Genomic DNA, 20,750 nt, shown 5'->3' with positions numbered 1-20,750 from the left:
GGTTTTCGGCCGCTTCGAGCCAAACGTCAATTACCCGGCCGATTCCCCCGGCCGGATGGCTAACGCAGAGCCAACGCAACGGCACGGCCGGACGGAACGGGTATGCTGACGAGCTCAGCCGGTGTTGTCCGGGCAATTTTCCTTCAAGCTATTCGTGCACTATGACCGCTCATCCGCTGCAACTCGACCACCTCGTTATCGCCGCCCGCACGCTGGAAGAAGGCGCGGACTTTATCGCCGCGACACTGGGAGTGGACGTGACCGGAGGCGGTGCGCATCCGCTGATGCGCACGCATAACCGCCTGCTGAACCTGTGGGGCGGCACGTATCTTGAGGTGATCGCGATCGACCCGAACGCGGAACTGATCGAAACGTCGGAAACACCGCGTCCACGCCTTTTTGGACTCGACGACCCGGCGCGGCGCTTGCGTCTCGAAGCCGGCCCGCAACTCGTGCACTGGGTCGTGCGGGTGAACCGGCCGAAGCTGCTGACACGCTGGCAGGCGCAATACCCGGAGCGCATCCCGGCCGTGGTTCCCATGACACGCGGCGGGAACGCGTGGGATCTCACCATTCCCCCGGATGGCACTTTTCCAGCGTGGCAGGGTGCCGGCCACGGGCTCCTGCCGTCGCTGATCCAGTGGGACACGCCGCGGCATCCGAGCGAATCGTTGCCGGAAACGGGTATCGCGCTGAAGTCGCTGACGGGTTTTCATCCGCGAGCGCACCTGATCTCCGAGCAACTGGCATGGCTCGGGGTGTCGCATCTGATGCAGGTCGAGGTGACCGCGAGCACGCCGGTACTCGTCGCGGAATTTGAGTTGGCGGATGGTTCCATTGTTACGCTGGGGGAATCGGCGGAATCGATCGAAGCGGCCAACCAGGCAGAGGTCGCACCGGCCAAGCCGGCCCGCAAGCGCGCCAAGAGCAAGAAGACCGAGGAAGCGACCGCCGCCCATGACGCGGACACGCCTGAAGACACGGCCGAGCCGACGCAAGACGAAACAATGCAGGAAGACGAGCGCTAGAACATCTGGCGTGCTTCGTACTTGTACCGGGTTTGACAACCGACCCGACCACCGGAGCACCGGGCACGCCATAATAAGCGTCCGCCGCCGTTCACCAATTGCGCCGGATTGCATGCAGTGCGCAGGACCTTATTCGAAGCACCCTGCAACATTTTATCAACCCGCATACGCATTAGAACCGCTTACCGAGACCAACCGAGGACCCCATGAATCAAGCCGACCTTCAAGCCAAGCCGTGGCAGCTTTCCGAACGTGCGAGAAAGCTCACCAGTTCGGCCATTCGCGAAATCCTGAAGGTCACCGAGCGGCCCGAGGTCATTTCATTCGCGGGCGGATTACCGTCACCGGCTACATTTCCGGTCGAGGAAATGCGCGTAGCGTGCGACCGCATTCTGCGTGACAGCCCTGCCGCCGCGCTGCAATACAGCGCCACCGAAGGCTATCTGCCGCTGCGCGAATGGGTCGCGCAACGCTACTCGGTCAACGGCGCGTCGATCCGGCCGTCGCAAGTGCTGATCACAACGGGCTCGCAGCAAGCGCTCGACCTGCTCGGCAAGGTGCTGATCGACCCCGCCAGCCGCGTACTGGTCGAAACGCCTACGTATCTCGGCGCGCTGCAATCGTTTTCCATGTACGAGCCGACCTACGTGCAAGTCCCTACCGACGAACACGGCTTGATCCCGTCCTCGCTCGACGCCACGCTGACGGCCGGTGCGCGCCTCTTGTACGCGCAGCCGAATTTCCAGAATCCGACGGGCCGTCGCCTGTCGCTGGAACGCCGCACCGCGCTGGCCGCATTTGCGCAACGCGCGGGCTTCCCGGTGATCGAGGACGATCCGTACGGCGCGCTCGACTACGCGGGCGCACCGCTGCCAACCATGCTGTCGATGGCGCCCGATCATATCGTGCATTTGGGTTCGTTCTCGAAGGTCCTGTCGCCCGGCATGCGCGTGGGTTACATCATTGCGCCGGAGGAATTGCACTTCAAGCTGGTGCAGGCGAAGCAGGCGACCGACCTGCATACACCGAGCCTCACGCAGCGCATCGTGTACGAGGTCGTCAAGGACGGCTTTCTCGAGACGCATATCCCGAAGATCCGCGCGCTGTATCGTGATCAGTGCGCGGCCATGCTCGCGTCGCTCGAGCAGCACATGCCGGCGGGCGTCGAATGGAACCGTCCGGAAGGCGGCATGTTCGTGTGGGTGAAGCTGCCAAACCACGTCAATAAGCACATCGATACAATGAAGCTGCTCGAGCAGTCAATCGAGCAGCACGTCGCGTTCGTGCCCGGCGGCCCGTTCTTCGCCAATGAAGCGGAACACAACACGCTGCGCCTGTCGTTCGTGACCGTGCCGCCGGCGAAGATCGACGAAGGTGTCGCCAAGCTCGGCGCGCTGATCCGCGCGCTGGTCTGATCTTGTTGCATTGCAAGCGCGCTGCGGCGGACGACCGCCCCGGTGTGCTCTCGCGTCATCCTTTCCATTTTTAGGGAATACCCCATGGCCCAACTGAACGTCTACGACAAGCTGAAGGAACTCGGCATTGAATTGCCGACGGCCGGCGCCCCTGCCGCCGCCTACGTGATGAGCGCACAAAGCGGCAACACGGTTTATCTGTCCGGCCACATCGCGAAGAAGGACGGCAAGGTTTGGGTAGGCAAACTGGGCGCTACGCTGACGACCGAAGAAGGCCGCGCCGCCGCGCGCTCCATCGCCATCGACCTGATCGCGACGCTGCACGCGCACGTCGGCGACCTGAACCGGGTGACGCGGATCGTGAAGGTGATGAGCCTGGTCAACTCCACGTTCGAGTTCACCGAGCAGCATCTGGTGACCAACGGCGCGTCCGAGTTGATCGCCGATATTTTCGGTGAGCGTGGCAAGCATGCACGCTCGGCATTTGGCGTCGCGCAGATTCCGCTGGGCGCTTGCGTTGAAATCGAATTGATTGCCGAAGTGAGCTGAAACCCTTGCTTTAAACGCTTAAGAATCGTAAATAGCAGCAACGAATTTTGGTCTTGTTCTTAATCCCGATGCCAGCCGGCATCGGGATACAAATCGGGATACAAATTACCGCATTTCGTTCGCTTAAATTCACATTGGCGAAACGAGTGCCGCCCCGTGCCGAAGGCCCTCCAGACAAGCGTTTCAGCCTATCCGTGTATACCTCGATACTTCGCCGCGCCGCCGCGCTTCCTTAAATGAGTCGGCTTCAGTAATATCTAAGCCGGTTGTCATTGGTATTATCTGACTCAGCCATTATGGAAATCAGCCTCACGCGGGAGAGACTGCATAACCGGCGGGTAGCGGGGTCAACGCTGGACGGAGTTCTGACAGCAGTATTACCAAAACCATCGCAAGCGAAATGCAAGCGTACTTGATGCGCACGTAGGCCCCTGCCTGCAAAGAGGGTCTGCAAACAAACTCGAACGATGGCCCGGATTCACCGGAAAAACGGCAATAACGCCCGCCTCACCGGCATTGGACGCGCTGCAGCAATGCCGACACCCATTTCTGTTGTTCCGGATGCACCATCGGCGCAACCCGTCACAGGGTCCATGGACTGACCAAACCCATGAATCGATCACGGCCCAAAGCGCCACGCGACATGAAACAAGCGGATTTTCCGCGACGGCGCCGCGCATTGTTCGCCATTCCGGCGTTGGGCGCGCTCGTGCTCGTCCTGCTGTGGACGGTGATCTTTGCGCGCCTGTCGGTGGAGCGCGACGCCGCCACTCACGCGTCGATGGCCTCAGCAGCCATTCTCTCGTCCGCGCTCGAGCAGCACACGATCAAGGCCATTCACCAGGTCGACCAGATCACGCGTTTCGTCAAATATGAGTTCGAAAAGACTCCTGGACAGTTCAACCTCGCAAGCACGGTTGAAAAAGGCGTGGTGCAAAGCGACACGCTCGTGCAGGTTTCGTTGATTGACGAACACGGCATGCTGATCGCCTCGACCTCGGGCGTCACGCCGAAACCCGTCGATCTTTCCGATCGGGAACATTTCCGGATCCACCAGCTTTCCAACGACGACCTGCTCTACATCAGCAAGCCCGTCCTCGGCCGCGTCTCCCGGCAATGGACGCTGCAGATCACGCGCCGCCTGAATCATCCCGACGGCTCATTCGCGGGCGTCGTGGTGGTGTCGGAGGACCCCAGCTACTTCACGAGCGACTTCTACAACGTGGCGTCAATCGGACGCGACGGCGTGGTCGCCGTGATTTCGGACAACGGCTCGGTGCTCGCGCGCAGCACCGGTATGGGTGCAGCCGCGACGTCCGCCCGACCGGACGGCCACCCGATCAAAAAGGTCGACGGCAATGGCAACCCGCCCGCCGCGTTCACTGCAAGCGGTGTGTACCCGACCTCCGACCACGCATCCGGCATCTATGTCGATCCGATCGACAACGTCACGCGCATCGTTTCGTATCGGCACATAGATGGCTATCCGCTCGGTGTGCTTGTCGGGTTGTCACAGGCGGAGGAATTTACCGACTTCCATCACACGCGGCGCGTTTATCTGCTGATGGCGACTTTCATCTCGCTCGCCATGCTTGGCTTCTTCGCGGTCGCGACCGGGCTGATCGGCAAGCTGCTCGGACGTGAGCGCGAGATGACGCATCTGGTTGAATACGATTTGCTGACCGGTCTGCGAAACCGTTATTCCACGCTGCAAATGCTGCGTCACGACGTTGCCAAGCCGGAGAACGTCGGCCATCTTGCGCTGCTTTTCATCGATCTCGACAACTTCAAGACGGTCAACGACACCCTCGGCCATAACGCCGGTGACATCGTCCTGCAGATGACCGCTTCGCGGCTGGCGCAAACGGTCAGCGACAACGGCATGCTCTCGCGTATTGGCGGCGATGAATTCGTGGTCGTGGTGAAGGGCGCCGACGTCGAGCGGCAAGCGGTTGAACTGGCGGAAGCCGTTTCGCATATGTTCGCGACGCCTTTCGATGTGCGCGGGAGCGCCTTCGTGTTGCACGCGAGCATTGGCATTGCGTTGTATTCCGTGTCGAGCGAAAGCGAAATCGATTTGTTGAAGAAGGCCGATCTGGCCATGTACAGCGCGAAGGATGCGGGCAAGAACTGTTACCAGTTCTATTCGCCGCAGTTATCACATCGCGCCGATCATTTGATGAAGTGGGAACAGCAATTACGAGTCGCCCTGGCCCAGGATCAATTGTTCCTCGCTTATCAGCCAAAGATCGATCTGACTCGACGATGTATCACCGGTTTCGAAGCGCTGGCGCGATGGAATCACCCGCAGCATGGTCTGATTCCGGCTAACGAGTTCATTCCGGTCGCGGAATCGACGGGACTGATCGTGCCTATCGGCGACTTTGTGATTCATACAGCTTGCCGGCAATTAGCCGTCTGGCAACGTCAAGGGTATGACGGGTTGTCACTCGCGGTGAATATCTCGGCGGTGCAGTTCTGGCGCGGTGATTTGCTTGAGACAGTAGCGGCTGCCATTCGCGAAAGCGGTATAGCGCCGGGGAAACTCGAACTCGAGATTACTGAAACCGTGATGATGGAGTTTCCGGATATCGTCGCGGAAAAGATTTCTGCGTTGAAGCGACTGGGTGTCAGGATTGCACTGGACGATTTCGGCACCGGATATTCGTCGCTGTCTTATCTGAACCGGTTTGCCGTCGATACGCTCAAGGTCGATCGCTCGTTTATTCAGGCGATTCCGCATGATCGCAGCGTCTGTGTGATGGTGTCTGCCATCGTTAATCTCGCCCGATCGCTGGGATTGACGGTTGTGGTTGAAGGGACCGAAACCGAGGAACAGGTTGCGTGGTTGTCGCGGCTTGGGCCCATCGAAGCACAAGGTTTTCTCTTTTCTCGCGCGGTTCCGGCGGACGGTGTGCAAGCGCTGCTCGACCGGTTCGGGGTCTGCGGCCTCGGGCTCATGGCCGACGTAGCGGCGGCCCTGCCGTGGGGGGACACTCCGTCTAATACCGTCGATTGATCCTATCCTGTGGGTCGATTAGCTCAGGTTTCCTGGCGTCACCATCTGTAATCGACGCCTGCACTTCCTGCATGCGTGTGACCACCACCGCCGAATGCACCGTCATAGCGCAAGACGGCGTGGATTTGCCGGCCCAATTCCACTCGCGCGCCAAGACCGACTTGTGCCATATCTCGCGCGGGTCCGCTGCCGTGAACCGTAAAATCACTATCGGCTGCGCCTTCGAAGCTCGCGTTAATCGCTTGTGTCTGCATGCCATATTGATGAGCCGAGGCCAGTTGCGCGTTCAGGCTCCAGGCACGGCCGATCCAGTCGATATCTTTACGCCATTGCGCACCCAGTAGCGACCGCATTGAATTCGCCGTATTCCCGGAGACGGCCAGATTCGCCGAATCTGCTCCGGTTTCAGTGAATGCCGGACTCTCCACACTCTGCATTTCAAGCGCCACGAATGGCGTGAATACACCGAATTTCGCCATTGGCAGATCCACGCCGTTACGTAGCGATGCGAAGTACTGGTTTCCATCGACGTTTCCAAGCGCTGTGCGCGGGGTATCGGTGAAAAGGAGGGAACGTTTCATTTCATCGTCATTGCGCGCATAGCCAATCGTGGCCTGGAGCCAATACGCTCCCGGCACATAGCTGCCGTAAAGCGCAGCCTGATAGGTATCAAATTGGCCGTGAACAGGCAGCGTGTCCGTCGACGTATTGCCGTGGACAGCAATCAACGCGGCGCCCAGCGTGAACTGCGGCGCGACGCGATAATCGACGCCGGATATCACGCCGGCCAGACTTGTTTGCTGGCCAAGCCACGTGTCATATCCGCCTGTGCTGCCCGTGCTGCCGAGCACGCTGATCCACGAACATGCCCGCGTTCCATTGGCAGGTAACGCAGTCGCCTCGCCTGCCGCACATGCACCTGTGGTGCGTGCCGCGGTCAATCTTGAATCGATTGCGTCCATGCCCAGCCGCGCGGCTTCGAAGTGCGCGTTGGGGAACGCCGTATAGGCTTCCGCGCCCAGTTGGTCGAGTGCCGCGTAAGCCGATGAACCTTCGAGGTTCAGCAGGTCACCCGTGACGGACAGAAAATCGCTAGTCGGCAAAGCACCCGCGCCGATGCCCGCTACGCCGTGATCGAGCGCCGCCTCGACCGCTATCTGGTTTGGCGTGCCACCGGCGAACTGGAAGCCGCGTTGTACGTGAATGTATGCGTTGTTCGCGTCGTAGACTAACGTGGGCAAGACGAATGGGTTAGATACTGCGATGCCCGAGTAAGTGCCATTCAGTCCAGAAGTTGTACTAATTATCTTGTACGTGTCACTTGGCGTGAATAATCCAGCGCGCAACCGCGCTTGTACGGTGCCACCCTGTAGCGTTGCGGTGCCATCGACGCTGATGAGATCGATTCCTTGCGGCGAGACATTGGCTTCGTAGCGGCTGCCAGCAGTCTGGACGTATGAGCCAATGACTGACAGCGTGCCGATCGCCAAGGGCTGAAGAACGGTTGTTGCTGCGGTGCCCGTCACGCCCGGTGCAATGACGCCTTGCACCATGAGCGCGCCATTCAAGGTTCCTGTTCCAGTCAAGGTGGCGCCCGGAGCGACGATTATCGCCGGGCTGGTCAAGGTGCCTGTCAGCCTCAAGGTACCACTTTCAATTGCGCTGGAGCTACCTACCTGAACAGAACTGGACACGGTCCAGTCAGCGCCTTGCATCGCGAGCGTGGAAAAACCGTAGGTGCGGCCGGAGAGTGTTCCCGAACCCTGCAGGACCAGCGCATTTGCCGAACCGTTTCCGCCATCGAGATCGCCTGATACCTGACTGCCACTATCGAGCGTCAAGCGGTTATTCGACCCTGTAAAACTCACCGCGGCGCTATTTCCGGCCAAGGTTCCGGCGTTATAAACCGAGACGTTCGAACTGGCCTGTACGGCAGCGCCTCCCGCACTTGTAATCGATCCGCCCGGCTCATTCGTCAAGCTCGATGAACCTGTTAATGCATCGATCATGACGCCCGCTCCGTTTGCACCTTCCGCTGCGATAGATCCCGCGTTGGTGATCGAGACATTCGAACCGGCCTGGACGGCAACACCCGCCGCGCTTTTGATCGATCCACCTTGCTTGTTCAGAAGCGTCGTAGGACCGGTTGACGCATCGATCGTCATGCCCGCTCCGCTCCCTCCTGTCGCTACAATAGACCCTGCGTTGACGATCGAGACGTTCGAGCCAGCCTGTACGGCATTGCCCGCTGCACTTGCAATCGATCCTCCCAGCTCATTCGTCAAGCTCGATGAACCTGTTAGTGCATCGATCATGACGCCCGTTCCGTTTGCACCTTCCGCTGCGATAGATCCCGCATTGGTGATCGAGACATTCGACCCGGCCTGCACTGCAACACCCGCCGCGCTGTTAATCGATCCACCTTGTTTGTTCAGAAGCGTCGTAGGACCCGTTGACGCATCGATCGTAATCCCCGCTCCGCTTCCGCCCGTCGCTGCAATGGAACCCGAGTTGAGAATCGAAACGTTCGAGCCGGCCTGTACAGCATTGCCCGCTGCACTTGTAATCGATCCGCCCTGCTCGTTGGTCAAGCTCGCCGCGCCAGTTGACGCATTGATCGCAATCCCGGCTGCGCTACCCATCGCTGCGATGGAACCCGCATTGACAACACTCGTTCCCGCACCGTTCGCGATGACAGCGGCAGCACCATCGGCACTACTACTTATTAATCCGCTATTGATTACACGACTCGAATCATTAACCGACACCGCGTTTCCCGACGAAGCGATAATCGCGCCGCCGGACGCCACCTCGATATCGATCCCCGTTGCCCCCGGCGTTGCTATGACGCTACCGGTCAACCGCCCTGCCATCTCCACGCCGCCGCCGCTCACGAGCCATGTCTGCGCGGCACCGTTAGTGCCGGTGAAAGTCCAGATGCCCGAATCGTTCTTTTGCAGAATGTCGAAGCCGCGATATTGTTCCGTCGCGCCAAGGCTCGACATATCGAATCTTCCCGAACCGGTTCCGCCAAGAATCAGCGTATTGGTGGTGGATACGCCATGCGCACTGGCATCGACGATTCCGGTAATCGCCGAGGTGCCCGCCAGAATCAAGGTATTGTTCTCCGGGCCGAACAGGATCGCCGTGCCGTCCGCGCCAGTGATACTGCCGCTGTTGTAGACCACGCTGCCAACTCCGGCCGTGCCTTCAGTCAGATCGATTCCCGTGCCGTTCGCCGAAAGAATAACGCCAGCGTTCTGAACGGTAGTCGCGGAATTGGCGAGAATGGCGGGGCCATAGCCTGCAATTCTTCCGGTCGAGAGATTAATGACCGTTCCGCCGCTCGGCAAGTGAACCCCCGACTGAGCTTTCGTTATGTCCAATGCAGAGCCGCCAATGTCGCCTCCATTAGTGACCGAGCTATCTGAGTTATTGGCAAAGATGCCATCCAGGTGGCCGACGATCGAGGCACCGGCGGAATTGGTTACGTTACCGCCGTCGTACAAAGCGATGGCCGTGCTGCTCTGGGTGATTACCGATCCGTTATTGACGATCACCGCCGGGCTGTCAAACTGAATGGGGAAATGACCGCCAATAACGGACCCGTTGTTAGTTAGCGTCCAGGGGCCGTCGTGATCGATGTCCCCGTATATGGCGTCACTACTCTGCGTGCTCGTATCAATATACGCGCCGGCAATCACGTTGTAGGGGTTGCCCGCCGGAGTCAATACATAACCGGTCGCGGAACTGCCGAGATCAGTTGCATTTGCTTTCCCCACCATGCAATTGATCAGGATCAGGACGGTTATAGACGCGTCCCGCCAACGACGCCCCGTTTTCGACTGACGTACCAAACGACCGGAACATTCCCTTTCTGACCTGTTCGAAGCACGCATTGCCCATGTCCCGGACGATTAAATCCCAGCACTCTAGACCGTCGCGAGGGTATTGACCATGAGCCGGAATACCTTCAAACATGGAATGAAATGCTGAGACTGACCGCTGCAATCCGTCATTCGTTTCTGCTACGGTTTGTGCAACAACGCGCTACATTCCCCGCGATAAAACCGCCGTACCCACTGTCACCACACCCAGCACAATATTAACCAGCACCAGCCTTCTGATGGTACCCACCGCCCTCGCGCCATCCGGCCAGTTTTGCGATTGCACTGCGCGGCGGATTTTCGGGAATACACCAAAACGGATATGGCCGAAAATCAGCATCATCACAATGCCGAGACCTGCCATGGCGTGTAACGGCAACGCCGCCTGGGCGCCGCCGAATTGCGTCAGCAAAAACCCGCCCGTCAGCAATATCACCAGCACCGATGCCGCCACCCAGTTAAAGAATCGAGCGAATACCGACTCCCATAACGGCAACCTCAATTGCGGCGATAAATCCGCTATTGCCGGCCGCAGGCAGAAGTGAGCGAAAATCATCCCGCCAATCCAGACCGCCACTCCCAACAAATGCAGGAACAGCGCCACTTCAATCGCTTTGTTCATTAACGTTCCTAAATGCAGGTGAATCACCGGTTCCCACTGCCGGGCCAAGCGCTTAATCACGCAAGCACTTATCCGCCACTTCGGCCACCACCTTTTTCATAAGGTTCGGGCGTTCGACTCAGCCAGACGGAGCCAGTTCAAGTATTTTCGAGATAAACAAACGCCCCGGGCCGGCTTAGCCAACCCGGGGCGCGTCAGTGCGCGTCAGTAATCAGCCTTCGAACACCGGCCGCAACTCCGTCACCTTGATAGTGGACTCGGGCGCACGGCCCTTGCGCGCCCGTTTGCCTACGTGGGCTTCCAGAGCCGCACCGCCAAGTTTCTCGTCACGCGCCTTGCCGCCCCGGCCTGTACCGATCAGCACCAAACCGCGTGCGTCGATAGCCAGCGCCTGCCGCAACGTCTCCTTCGGATCGAGTGCCATCAAAATGACACCACGGCCACCGCCTGACAAGGTCTTCATCTCATCTATATCGAATACCAGCAGGCGTCCATTACTCGACAAGCACGCGACCTTCGTGGCGCCCGGCAGGACCGGCATGGGCGTCAGCGGTGCCGCGCCTTCGTCGATGGTCATGAATGACTTGCCCGCCTTCACCCGGCTCACCATGTCCCCCAGCTTGGCCATGAAGCCAAAGCCGTTACTCGATGCCAGCAGCAGCGGCTGCTCAACCGGAGCGGCGAAGTAATGCAGCAGGTGAGACCCCGACTCGAGTTCGATCAGCGACGTGACCGGCACACCATCGCCGCGCCCGCCCGGCAGGATTGCAACCGGCACGGAGTACACGCGCCCGTTGCTGCCCCACGCGATCAGCATGTCGGGCGTACGCGCCTGGAACGCAGCGTAAATGCCGTCGCCGGCCTTGAACTGGAAGCTGGCCGGATCGAGGCCATGCCCCTTCAACGCCCGCACCCAGCCCTTCTGGGATACCACCACCGTCACCGGCTCGTCGACCACCCGCACCTCGAACGTTGCCCGCTTTTCAGGCTGGATCAACGTGCGGCGATCGTCGCCATATTGCTTGGCGTCCGCTTCAATCTCCTTGATCAGCAGCCGCTTCATGGCGGCGTCGCTGTTCAGCAACTCTTCGAGCTTTTCCTTTTCGCTGCGCAATTCCTTCAGTTCCTGCTCGATCTTGATTGCTTCGAGCCGCGCCAGTTGCCGCAAACGGATTTCAAGAATGTCGTCGGCCTGACGCTCGCTGAGACTGAACCTGTCCATCAACGCCTGCTTCGGGTCATCGGCTTCGCGGATGACACGGATCACTTCATCGATATTCAGAAAGACGATCATCCGCCCTTCAAGAATATGAATCCGGTCGTTCACCTTCCCCAGCCGATGCTGCGTGCGGCGCGTGACCGTCGTGAAGCGGAAGCCCACCCATTCGTGCAGGATCTCGCCGATGCTTTTCTGGCGCGGCCGGCCGTCCGCGCCGATCATCACCAGGTTGATCGATGCGTTCGACTCCAGGCTCGTGTGCGCGAGCAGCGAATTCACGAACTCCATCTGGTCGATACGGCTCGACTTCGGCTCGAACACAAGCCGCACCGGCGCGTCGCGGCCGGATTCGTCGCGGACCGTGTCGAGCAAGGCGAGCAGCGTTTGCTTGGTCTGCAACTGATCAGGACTCAGCGCCTTCTTGCCGAGCTTGATCTTCGGGTTCGTCAGTTCCTCGATCTCCTCGAGCACCTTCTGGCCGGATGTGCTCGGCGGCAATTCCGTGATGACCAGTTGCCACTGACCGCGCGCCATGTCCTCGATCTTCCAGCGCGCCCGCACCTTCAGGCTGCCACGGCCGGTTTCATAGGCCGCCGCGATCTCAGCCTGAGTCGAAATAATCTGCCCGCCGCCCGGAAAATCCGGACCGGGAATCAGCTCGACCAGCCGTGCGTGATCGATCTTCGGATCGCGGATCATCGCAACCGCGGCCGCCGCGACTTCACGCAGATTGTGCGAAGGAACCTCGGTCGCCATCCCCACGGCAATGCCCGACGCGCCGTTCAGCAGCACGAACGGCAGGCGCGCGGGTAAAAGCTTCGGCTCCTGGAATGAACCATCGTAGTTCGGCATGAAATCGACGGTACCCATGTCGATTTCATCCAGCAGCAATTTCGCGATCGGGGTGAGACGCGCTTCCGTGTAACGCATGGCGGCCGCGCCATCGCCGTCGCGCGAGCCGAAATTGCCCTGCCCGTCGATCAACGGATAGCGCATTGAAAACGCCTGCGCGAGACGCACGAGCGCGTCGTAGGCCGACTGGTCGCCGTGCGGATGGTATTTACCCAGCACGTCGCCCACCACCCGGGCCGACTTCACCGGCTTGGCGGTGTTGGCGAGGCCCATCTCGTTCATCGCGAACAGGATGCGGCGCTGCACGGGCTTCTGGCCGTCGGAAACGTCGGGCAGCGCCCGGCCTTTGACCACGCTCACCGCATAGTCGAGATACGCGCGCTCGGCGTAATCGCCGAGCGTCAGTTTTTCGCCTTCCGGCGCGGCTTCTTGGTCCGCGAAGAGATCGTCCATCAGATTTCCAGTGTTATGCGTTGACGAGGTTCAGGGTGTACGTACAGCGTCAGGTCGGGCGTCGCCTAAGCCGAAGCATGAACGCGTCAAATGTCGGCTTCAACTTCGTTGCCCTTCTCCTCGAGCCAACTGCGCCGCGACGCCGCTTCGCCTTTGCCCATCAGCATCGTCATGCGTGTGACCGTGTCGTCAAACCCAAGATCGCCCACCTGAACCGGCAGCAGACGGCGCGTGTCCGGGTTCATCGTGGTGTCCCACAACTGCTCCGCGCTCATCTCGCCCAGCCCCTTGAAGCGGCTGATCGACCATTGCGTCTCGCGCACGCCGTCCTTCCTCAGCTTGTCCAGAATCGCCTCGAGCTCACCTTCGTCGAGCGCGTAGAGCTTTTGCGCCGGCTTCTTGCCGCGCGCGGGGGCATCGACGCGAAACAGCGGCGGCCGCGCGATGCATACATTGCCCTGCTCGATCAGCTGCGGGAAGTGCTTGAAGAACAGCGTGAGCAGCAGGACCTGGATGTGCGAGCCGTCCACGTCCGCGTCCGACAGGATGCAGATCTTGCCGTAACGCAGATTCGAGAGATCGGCTTTCTGGTCCAGGCTGTCCGGACCGTGCGGGTCCACGCCGATCGCCACCGCGATGTCATGCACTTCGTTGTTTGCGAACAGCCGGTCGCGCTCGGTTTCCCACGTGTTCAGCACTTTGCCGCGCAACGGCAGGATGGCCTGGAATTCCTTGTCGCGACCCATCTTCGCCGAGCCGCCAGCCGAATCGCCCTCGACCAGGAAGAGTTCGTTGCGCGAGATATCCGTCGATTCGCAATCGGTCAGCTTGCCGGGCAGCACCGCCACGCCCGAGCTCTTGCGCTTTTCGATCTTCTGCCCGGCACGCGTACGCGCCTGGGCCTGGCGGATCACCAGTTCAGCGAGTTTCTTGCCGTACTCCACGTGCTGGTTCAGCCACAGTTCGAGCGCGGGCCGCGTAAACGACGACACGAGTTTCACCGCGTCGCGGCTATTGAGGCGCTCCTTGATCTGCCCTTGAAACTGCGGATCCAGCACCTTCGCCGACAACACGAACGACACCCGGGCGAACACGTCTTCCGCCAGCAGCTTTACGCCCTTGGGCTGAAGGTTATGCAGTTCGACGAAGCTCTTGACCGCCTGGAACAGTCCGTCGCGCAAGCCCGATTCATGCGTGCCGCCGGCGGGCGTCGGGATCAGGTTGACGTACGACTCGCGCAACAACGGGCCTTCTTCGCTCCACGCCACGACCCACGTTGCGCCCTCGCCTTCGGCGAAGGTTTCCTCAGTCGATTTCGCATTGCCCGCGAACCGCTCGCCTTCGAACAAGGGAATAAGCAGGTCGCTGCCGCCCATGCCTTCGAGCAGGTAACCACGTAACCCGTCCTCGTATTTCCAGCTTTGGCGTTCGCCGGTTTTTTCGTTAATGAGCACGACTTCCACGCCCGGCAGCAACACCGCCTTCGAGCGCAAGAGCCGCTGCAATTCACCGACCGGCAGATTCGGCGAATCGAAATATTTGGGATTGGCCCAGGCAGTAACACGGGTCCCGGACTTCTTCTCGCCGCGATTCATGGCGCGGGTTTCGAGCTGCTTCACCACGTCGCCATTCGAAAAGCCGAGATCCGCGACCTTGCCGTCACGCCACACGGTCACATCCATCCGCGTGGACAACGCGTTCGTCACCGATACACCCACGCCGTGCAGGCCGCCCGAAAAGGTATACGCACCGCCGGCGGCCTTGTCGAACTTGCCGCCCGCGTGCAGGCGCGTGAACACGATCTCGACGACGGGCACGCCTTCTTCCGGATGCATGCCGAACGGAATGCCGCGTCCATCGTCTTCGACAGATACCGAATGATCGGCGTGCAGCGTGACCGTGATCTGCTTGCCGTAGCCGCCGAGCGCCTCGTCGGAGGCGTTGTCGATGACTTCCTGAATGATGTGCAGCGGATTTTCAGTGCGGGTGTACATGCCGGGCCGTTGCTTGACCGGCTCGAGACCCTTGAGCACCTTGATCGATGCTTCGCTGTATCCGCTGTTCTTGCCGCTGTCGGCGGCGCTGGGTTTTTTCGTGGACATGTCTGGACGTGGGTCCGGCAGTCCGGGTGGCCGCGACTCGAATTCGATAGCAGAATTCAGAGAGCGGCCACGCCGGACAACCGGCGAATGCGTGAACATAGCGGGCCAACCCGGCCAACCGCGCCTGAGCCGGCCGCGCCGGATTGCGCGTTATTAACTCGAAACCGCGACGGCCTCTCGCCTGGACTACAGCGTTTCACTGCAAGGTGTCACCACGGTGTAACCGCGGAAATCCTTCGGTGACCCTTTCCTCAAGGCCGTGCGCCCGAAAACGCGACGTATTTTACTGTTTTCGACAATTTTTTCGATATGGGGAAGACACAGGTCCCAAAGGCCGGCTTACTTGCGCTTTGCTTCCAGTTCTTCCCAGCGTTCGAGCGCGACCAGCAATTCCTCGTCGATAGCCGCATGCCGTTCGCTCAGCCGCGTGCCTTCTTTCGGATCTTTCGCGAACACCGACCCGTCTTCGAGCTTGGCCGCAATCGACTTTTGCTCCGCTTCGAGTGCGGCGATCTGCGTCGGCAGCGCCTCCAGCTCGCGCACTTCCTTGTACGGCAATTTGGTCGAGCGCTGCGAATTGCGACCGGCGCCGCTGTCTTTGGGCCCGTCTTCCTTCTTCGCTTGCTTGGCCGTGTCGCGGGCGGCGTCGAGAGCGATTCTCTCGGAACGTTCGCGCTGGATCTGCCAGTCGGTGAAACCGCCCACATATTCGCGCCACATGCCGCCGCCTTCCGACGCAAAGACCGAGGTCACGACGTTGTCCAGGAACTGGCGATCATGACTCACCAGCAGCACGGTGCCGTCGTAGTCGGTGAGCAGTTCTTCCAGCAATTCGAGCGTCTGGATATCCAGGTCATTGGTCGGCTCGTCCAGCACCAGTACGTTCGCGGGCCGGGCAAACAGACGCGCGAGCAGTAGCCGGTTGCGTTCCCCGCCCGACAGCGAGCGCACAGGCGAACGCGCGCGCTCGGGTGCGAACAGGAAGTCGCCCAGATAACTCATGACGTGCTTCTTCACGCCGTTCACCTCGACCCATTCACTGCCTGGGCTGATGGTGTCGGCGAGTGTTTTGTCGAGGTCGAGCTGCGCGCGCATCTGGTCGAAATACGCTACCTGCGTATTCGTGCCGGTGCGCACCGTGCCTTCGTCCGGCGCGAGTTCGCCCAGGATCATTTTGAGCAGCGTGGTCTTGCCCGCGCCGTTCGGACCGATGAATCCAAACTTGTCGCCGCGCATGACGGTGGCGCTGAAGTTGTCGACAATCGTTCGATCGCCATATTTCTTCGTCACGTCGGTCAGTTCCGAGACGATCTTGCCCGAGCGCTCGCCTTGGCCCACATCCAGCTTCACGTTGCCCTGCACGTTGCGGCGTTCGGCGCGCTCGTTGCGCATTTCCACCAGCCGCGCGATACGCCCGACGCTGCGCGTACGCCGCGCCTCCACGCCCTTGCGGATCCACACTTCTTCCTGCGCCAGCAGCTTGTCGAACTTGGCCGCTTCGACCTGTTCGATCTCAAGCTGTTGCGCCTTGCGCGTCTGGTACGCGCTGTAATTGCCTGGATACGACAGCAAGCGCCCACGATCCAGATCCACGATGCGGGTAGCAACCTTGTCGAGGAAAGCCCGGTCATGGGTGATGAACAGCAAACCCGTGCGCAGCGTGACCAGCATCTCTTCCAGCCAGCGAATGCCGTCGAAGTCGAGGTGATTGGTCGGTTCGTCCAGAAGCAGCACGTCTGGTTGCACGACCAGCGCACGAGCCAGCGCCACGCGCTTTTTCATGCCGCCCGAAAGCGCGCCCGAACGAACGTCGCCGTCCAGCCCGATCTGCTGCAGCGTGGTCGCCACGCGGGTTTGCCAGCTCCAGGCATCGTGCAGGTCGAGCGAGGATTGCAGCGCGTTCATGCGTGTCAGCAGGTCGTCGTGCTCGGGACCTTCGGGGGTATCGGCAAGTTTGTGCGCCACGACGTCATATTCGTCGAGCAGTTCCCGCGCATGGGACAAGCCGGACGCGACGACGTCGAACACCGACGCCTCCAGGTCGAACTCGGGTTCCTGCGGCACGTACACGGTCGTGAGCTCGTTTTGCCGCGTGATGAGGCCGTCGTCCGGCTTGGTGAGCCCGGCGATGATCTTCAGCAGCGACGACTTGCCCGCGCCATTGCGGCCGATCAGGCCGACGCGTTCGCCCGCTTCGAGTGAAAAGTCAGCGTGATCGAGCAACGCAACGTGGCCGAACGCGAGTTGCGCGTTCGAAATGGAATAAAGCGACATGGGAGGCAGCCGGAAAAGTGCAAATACTGGAAGGGGCCATTGTACCGGTCTTGACCGGCGCGCCTGGCGGCCGCTTGCAGGCCCTATGCCATCAGGACAAGGCAAAGCTGCCCGATAAGCCGCAAAAAAACGCGGCCGCGCCGCGTTTTTTGAGATGAGCGCCAGGATCAGAGCGGCCCGGCGCCGGCCGATGACCCGCGGCGCGAGGCCGTTACTTCACATGGATCTTGATCGTCTGGCTCATTTCCGGTCCAAACGACTGGTGTGCGCCGTCGCCGAATTGCAAGGTCAGCGTGTGATCGCCCGGGGGCAGCTTCACGTCCGCTTCCGTCTGCATCTTGCCGAAATGCAGCGATTTATCGTTCATTGGAATCACGAGCCCCTTTTGCATCGGGCCTGCGTCGATCAGCACATGGTGGTGGCCTTTTTGCGGATCCATATCGCCGGCCGGCGCGAGCTCCATGCCTTCCAGGCCGAAGACCATATGCACCGGGCTTGTGACGGTTGCACCGTCTTTCGGTTCGACGAAAAACACCCGGGCCTGTTGCGCGTGCACCGCAGCAGCCACAAGGAAAACGCTCGACAACACCGCTCCCGACAACATTTTCTTGAACATCATTTTTTTCGCTCCCAGAAGAATGCGGCTGCCGGATCAACTATCCATCCAGACAGGCCAAAACGGTTTCGTATAACACGCGTGGCGTAATCGACGCGGCGCGACCCGCCGGACGACACACAAGGGACTCAAAAACCGCCGGGGAGAGGATACACCGAGCATAAGAAATCACGCGGATCCGTGCTTCTGCCCCGCCCGGGCTACGTCACTTCGATGAACCGATTCTGACATTCCGGTACTATGCGGGTCGCCGGACGTTTCGGCAGCCACGCGCGGCATAACCCGGAATACGAATTTGCCGGCACAACGCCGCCGCGTGGAATATTTAACGATGTTTTGTCGAACGAGAAGAAAGAGTCTGTTTCGGTTCGACGAAAAACACCCGGGCCTGTTGCGCGTGCACCGCAGCAGCCACAAGGAAAACGCTCGACAACACCGCTCCCGACAACATTTTCTTGAACATCATTTTTTTCGCTCCCAGAAGAATGCGGCTGCCGGATCAACTATCCATCCAGACAGGCCAAAACGGTTTCGTATAACACGCGTGGCGTAATCGACGCGGCGCGACCCGCCGGACGACACACAAGGGACTCAAAAACCGCCGGGGAGAGGATACACCGAGCATAAGAAATCACGCGGATCCGTGCTTCTGCCCCGCCCGGGCTACGTCACTTCGATGAACCGATTCTGACATTCCGGTACTATGCGGGTCGCCGGACGTTTCGGCAGCCACGCGCGGCATAACCCGGAATACGAATTTGCCGGCACAACGCCGCCGCGTGGAATATTTAACGATGTTTTGTCGAACGAGAAGAAAGAGTCTGTCGTGAGTGAAGTTTTAGAATATAAAAGCTGGGTTTGTCTGATTTGTGGTTGGATATACAACGAAGAAGACGGTTTGCCGGAAGAGGGCATTGCGGCCGGAACCCGTTTCGCCGAGATCCCGGACACGTGGCGTTGTCCGTTATGCGACGTCGGCAAAGAAGATTTCGTTGCAGTCGAGTTCTGATCCGGCTGCGGGCTTAGCCGTTGCATTCGGTCGTTTCAGCCTGATTTCGCGCCGGTTCAGCGCGCGACCACAATCAGCTCCCGGCTCGCGGTCGATACCGCCGCCCCGTCCCAATCGCCCTGCCACGCGAGATGGCGGAACCCTGCCAACTCAAGTTGGGCGGTGAGTTCGTCCTGGGTGCGAAAGCGCAGTTCGCTCGCGGACGTCAGCGTCTCGTCTGCCGCCTTGAATCGATAATACGTGTTGAAGCGAATGCCCGACTCCGGGCTTGCGCTCACGTCGTCCTGCCACACCTCCACCTCGCCGACTCCGTCCACCTCGATTAACCTGCGTGATCGCGCGGGCGTCCAGGATTCCCACGCTCGCACGGCCGGATTGCGGCTCTCGAACGCCAGGGTGCCACCTTCACGCAGCGCGTAGCGTGCAGCTTTGAGCGTATTGAGGAACGTGGTGTCGTCGAGGAAAACCTGCGCGACGTGGCCCGTCATCACCAGCAGGTCGGCGGGCGGCAGCAAAGCGAGCGCGCGGGCATCGCCTTCAATCCACTGAACGCGGTCCCCGTTCGGTCTATGCCGCGCCACGTGCAGCATCTCGGGCGCGGGATCGACGGCGATGACCCGATGCCCCCGCGACGCCAGTTCACACGCGAGCAAACCCGTTCCGCAACCGAGATCAATTACGCGCTGCATGCCTGTGGCCAGCGCCAGGTAGAAGGTTGTATCGGCGGCGAAGGGGTTCAGGGTGTCGTAGAGCGCGACGAGGCGCGGGTCAGTGTAGAGCGTCGATGGCATCAGAAAAGTTGGCAGCGTTTCATCGGCTTAAGTGAGCAAGCGCGTCGCGCATGGACTGGCTTGGCACGAGGATGGAGCCCGCGAACGGCGTGTTGAGATCGAGGATCACGAGCACCGTCGACGCTATCGATAACGCCCCGAGCGTGATCGTAACAAGCGCCAGTGCGTTACGTGGTGCGATCAGGCCAAAGCAAAGGAAGATGATGAGCAGCCAGAAGACGAGAATCCGGTCGAACGGCGAAGAAGCCGAACCGCGCGCTTCCTCGACAATTTTCCAGCGTTGCTGGATCAGTTGGTCAAACCGCTCAAGCGCTTCTTCGGCGAGCTTCTGGTGGAACGGATCAGCCGGCTGCAACTCGCGTGTGTATCGTTGTGCCCGTTCAAGCATCGCGCCCAGTGCGCTGCTATCGAGTTTACCGGTGCCGGAGCCCGGCACCGGCGTTTTTTGATAATCGTTGCCGGGAGGCGGCGGTTCCCGCACCCATGTGGATGCGATCGCGGCCGCCGTGTAGGCGCGCAGGATCCGGCGGGGAGCGTCGGCATCCGGGCCGTACTCGCGCAAGCTGTCGTCGAGCTGGATCAGTGCAGCGGCATAGGCACGGATGTCGGCAGTGGTGGTATCGAATAGAGTTTTCGACGATGCCGTCAGCAAACCCAGCACAAGCGCCGCGAACGTAACCAGCATGCCGACCACAAGTTTCAGCAATTGTACGGTTTCATGCGCCTTGTGTTCCTCAGGGAGTAGCGGACGCACGAATACACCAAGCCCCGTGGCCGCGAGCAGGCACAAGAACACGACGGCAGAGGTTTCGAGTTCGGTCATGGCGAGGCCCGGGGACGTTTGTATTATCGGATGAAGTAGCGGTTTATTCCAGACGAGAGGATTAATGTGGCGGCTCTGGCGCGATTAAGTT

Annotated in this window: 12 protein-coding genes and 1 pseudogene; 5 read left to right on the top strand and 8 right to left on the bottom strand. The window is 60.3% G+C overall.

The features are described 5' to 3' along the window. Window positions 1-161: 161 nt before the first annotated feature. From ACSQ36_RS05030 to ACSQ36_RS05015, 4 genes and pseudogenes are all read left to right on the top strand, one after another. A pseudogene (locus ACSQ36_RS05030) lies at window positions 162-833 on the top strand (VOC family protein); the annotation flags it as partial. A gap of 401 nt (window positions 834-1,234) precedes the next feature. Beyond that, entirely contained in the window at window positions 1,235-2,443 is a 1,209-nt protein-coding gene (locus ACSQ36_RS05025) for a PLP-dependent aminotransferase family protein (protein ID WP_436181115.1), read from the top strand. Between the two features lie 84 nt (window positions 2,444-2,527). After that, window positions 2,528-2,992, top strand: coding sequence for a RidA family protein (locus ACSQ36_RS05020; protein WP_436181114.1), 465 nt, complete (start codon window positions 2,528-2,530; stop codon window positions 2,990-2,992). Between the two features lie 610 nt (window positions 2,993-3,602). After that, window positions 3,603-6,011, top strand: a complete 2,409-nt coding sequence (locus ACSQ36_RS05015; RefSeq protein WP_436181113.1) for a bifunctional diguanylate cyclase/phosphodiesterase — start codon at window positions 3,603-3,605, stop codon at window positions 6,009-6,011. Between the two features lie 38 nt (window positions 6,012-6,049). On the opposite strand, the gene ACSQ36_RS05010 is transcribed toward ACSQ36_RS05015, so the two are convergent. The 6 genes from ACSQ36_RS05010 to ACSQ36_RS04985 all read right to left on the bottom strand — a co-directional run bounded on the left by ACSQ36_RS05010 (window position 6,050) and on the right by ACSQ36_RS04985 (window position 18,024). Beyond that, window positions 6,050-9,796, bottom strand: a complete 3,747-nt coding sequence (locus ACSQ36_RS05010; protein WP_436181112.1) for an autotransporter domain-containing protein — start codon at window positions 9,794-9,796, stop codon at window positions 6,050-6,052. 265 nt (window positions 9,797-10,061) lie between these two features. Continuing rightward, a complete protein-coding gene (locus tag ACSQ36_RS05005; protein ID WP_213763498.1) occupies window positions 10,062-10,520 on the bottom strand; it encodes a CopD family protein in 459 nt (152 codons plus the stop codon). Window positions 10,521-10,731: 211 nt separating this feature from the next. Beyond that, complete coding sequence (parC, locus tag ACSQ36_RS05000) at window positions 10,732-13,044, bottom strand: DNA topoisomerase IV subunit A (protein ID WP_436181111.1); 2,313 nt, start codon at window positions 13,042-13,044, stop codon at window positions 10,732-10,734. 86 nt (window positions 13,045-13,130) lie between these two features. Further along, entirely contained in the window at window positions 13,131-15,146 is a 2,016-nt protein-coding gene (locus ACSQ36_RS04995; protein ID WP_213763500.1) for a DNA topoisomerase IV subunit B, read from the bottom strand. A 339-nt stretch (window positions 15,147-15,485) separates the two neighbouring features. Further along, the gene (locus tag ACSQ36_RS04990) at window positions 15,486-17,420 is read right to left on the bottom strand and encodes an ATP-binding cassette domain-containing protein (RefSeq protein WP_436181110.1); all 1,935 of its coding nucleotides are present in this window, start codon (window positions 17,418-17,420) and stop codon (window positions 15,486-15,488) included. A 211-nt stretch (window positions 17,421-17,631) separates the two neighbouring features. Then, entirely contained in the window at window positions 17,632-18,024 is a 393-nt protein-coding gene (locus tag ACSQ36_RS04985; protein WP_436183091.1) for a DUF4399 domain-containing protein, read from the bottom strand. An 838-nt stretch (window positions 18,025-18,862) separates the two neighbouring features. Between ACSQ36_RS04985 and ACSQ36_RS04980 the strand changes: the two genes are divergently transcribed. Beyond that, a complete protein-coding gene (locus ACSQ36_RS04980; RefSeq protein ID WP_213763541.1) occupies window positions 18,863-19,045 on the top strand; it encodes a rubredoxin in 183 nt (60 codons plus the stop codon). 56 nt (window positions 19,046-19,101) lie between these two features. On the opposite strand, the gene ACSQ36_RS04975 is transcribed toward ACSQ36_RS04980, so the two are convergent. Together ACSQ36_RS04975 and ACSQ36_RS04970 are read right to left on the bottom strand one after the other, a co-directional pair. Beyond that, complete coding sequence (locus ACSQ36_RS04975; protein ID WP_436181109.1) at window positions 19,102-19,836, bottom strand: class I SAM-dependent methyltransferase; 735 nt, start codon at window positions 19,834-19,836, stop codon at window positions 19,102-19,104. A 19-nt stretch (window positions 19,837-19,855) separates the two neighbouring features. Next, entirely contained in the window at window positions 19,856-20,659 is an 804-nt protein-coding gene (locus ACSQ36_RS04970) for a hypothetical protein (protein ID WP_436181108.1), read from the bottom strand. Window positions 20,660-20,750: the final 91 nt, after the last annotated feature.

Source organism: Caballeronia sp. LjRoot34, from assembly GCF_964253815.1.
Taxonomy (GTDB): domain Bacteria; phylum Pseudomonadota; class Gammaproteobacteria; order Burkholderiales; family Burkholderiaceae; genus Caballeronia.
This window is presented reverse-complemented; position numbering and strand designations above follow the sequence as displayed.

Excerpts from the sequence above, each read along its gene's own strand:
- ACSQ36_RS05025 (WP_436181115.1), top strand. The coding sequence starts at position 1,235 with ATGAATCAAGCCGACCTTCAAGCCAAGCCGTGGCAGCTTTCCGAACGT.
- ACSQ36_RS05020 (WP_436181114.1), top strand. The coding sequence starts at position 2,528 with ATGGCCCAACTGAACGTCTACGACAAGCTGAAGGAACTCGGCATTGAA.
- ACSQ36_RS05015 (WP_436181113.1), top strand. The coding sequence starts at position 3,603 with ATGAATCGATCACGGCCCAAAGCGCCACGCGACATGAAACAAGCGGAT.
- ACSQ36_RS05010 (WP_436181112.1), bottom strand. The coding sequence starts at position 9,796 with ATGGTGGGGAAAGCAAATGCAACTGATCTCGGCAGTTCCGCGACCGGT.
- ACSQ36_RS05005 (WP_213763498.1), bottom strand. The coding sequence starts at position 10,520 with ATGAACAAAGCGATTGAAGTGGCGCTGTTCCTGCATTTGTTGGGAGTG.
- parC (WP_436181111.1), bottom strand. The coding sequence starts at position 13,044 with ATGGACGATCTCTTCGCGGACCAAGAAGCCGCGCCGGAAGGCGAAAAA.
- ACSQ36_RS04995 (WP_213763500.1), bottom strand. The coding sequence starts at position 15,146 with ATGTCCACGAAAAAACCCAGCGCCGCCGACAGCGGCAAGAACAGCGGA.
- ACSQ36_RS04990 (WP_436181110.1), bottom strand. The coding sequence starts at position 17,420 with ATGTCGCTTTATTCCATTTCGAACGCGCAACTCGCGTTCGGCCACGTT.
- ACSQ36_RS04985 (WP_436183091.1), bottom strand. The coding sequence starts at position 18,024 with ATGTTGTCGGGAGCGGTGTTGTCGAGCGTTTTCCTTGTGGCTGCTGCG.
- ACSQ36_RS04975 (WP_436181109.1), bottom strand. The coding sequence starts at position 19,836 with ATGCCATCGACGCTCTACACTGACCCGCGCCTCGTCGCGCTCTACGAC.
- ACSQ36_RS04970 (WP_436181108.1), bottom strand. The coding sequence starts at position 20,659 with ATGACCGAACTCGAAACCTCTGCCGTCGTGTTCTTGTGCCTGCTCGCG.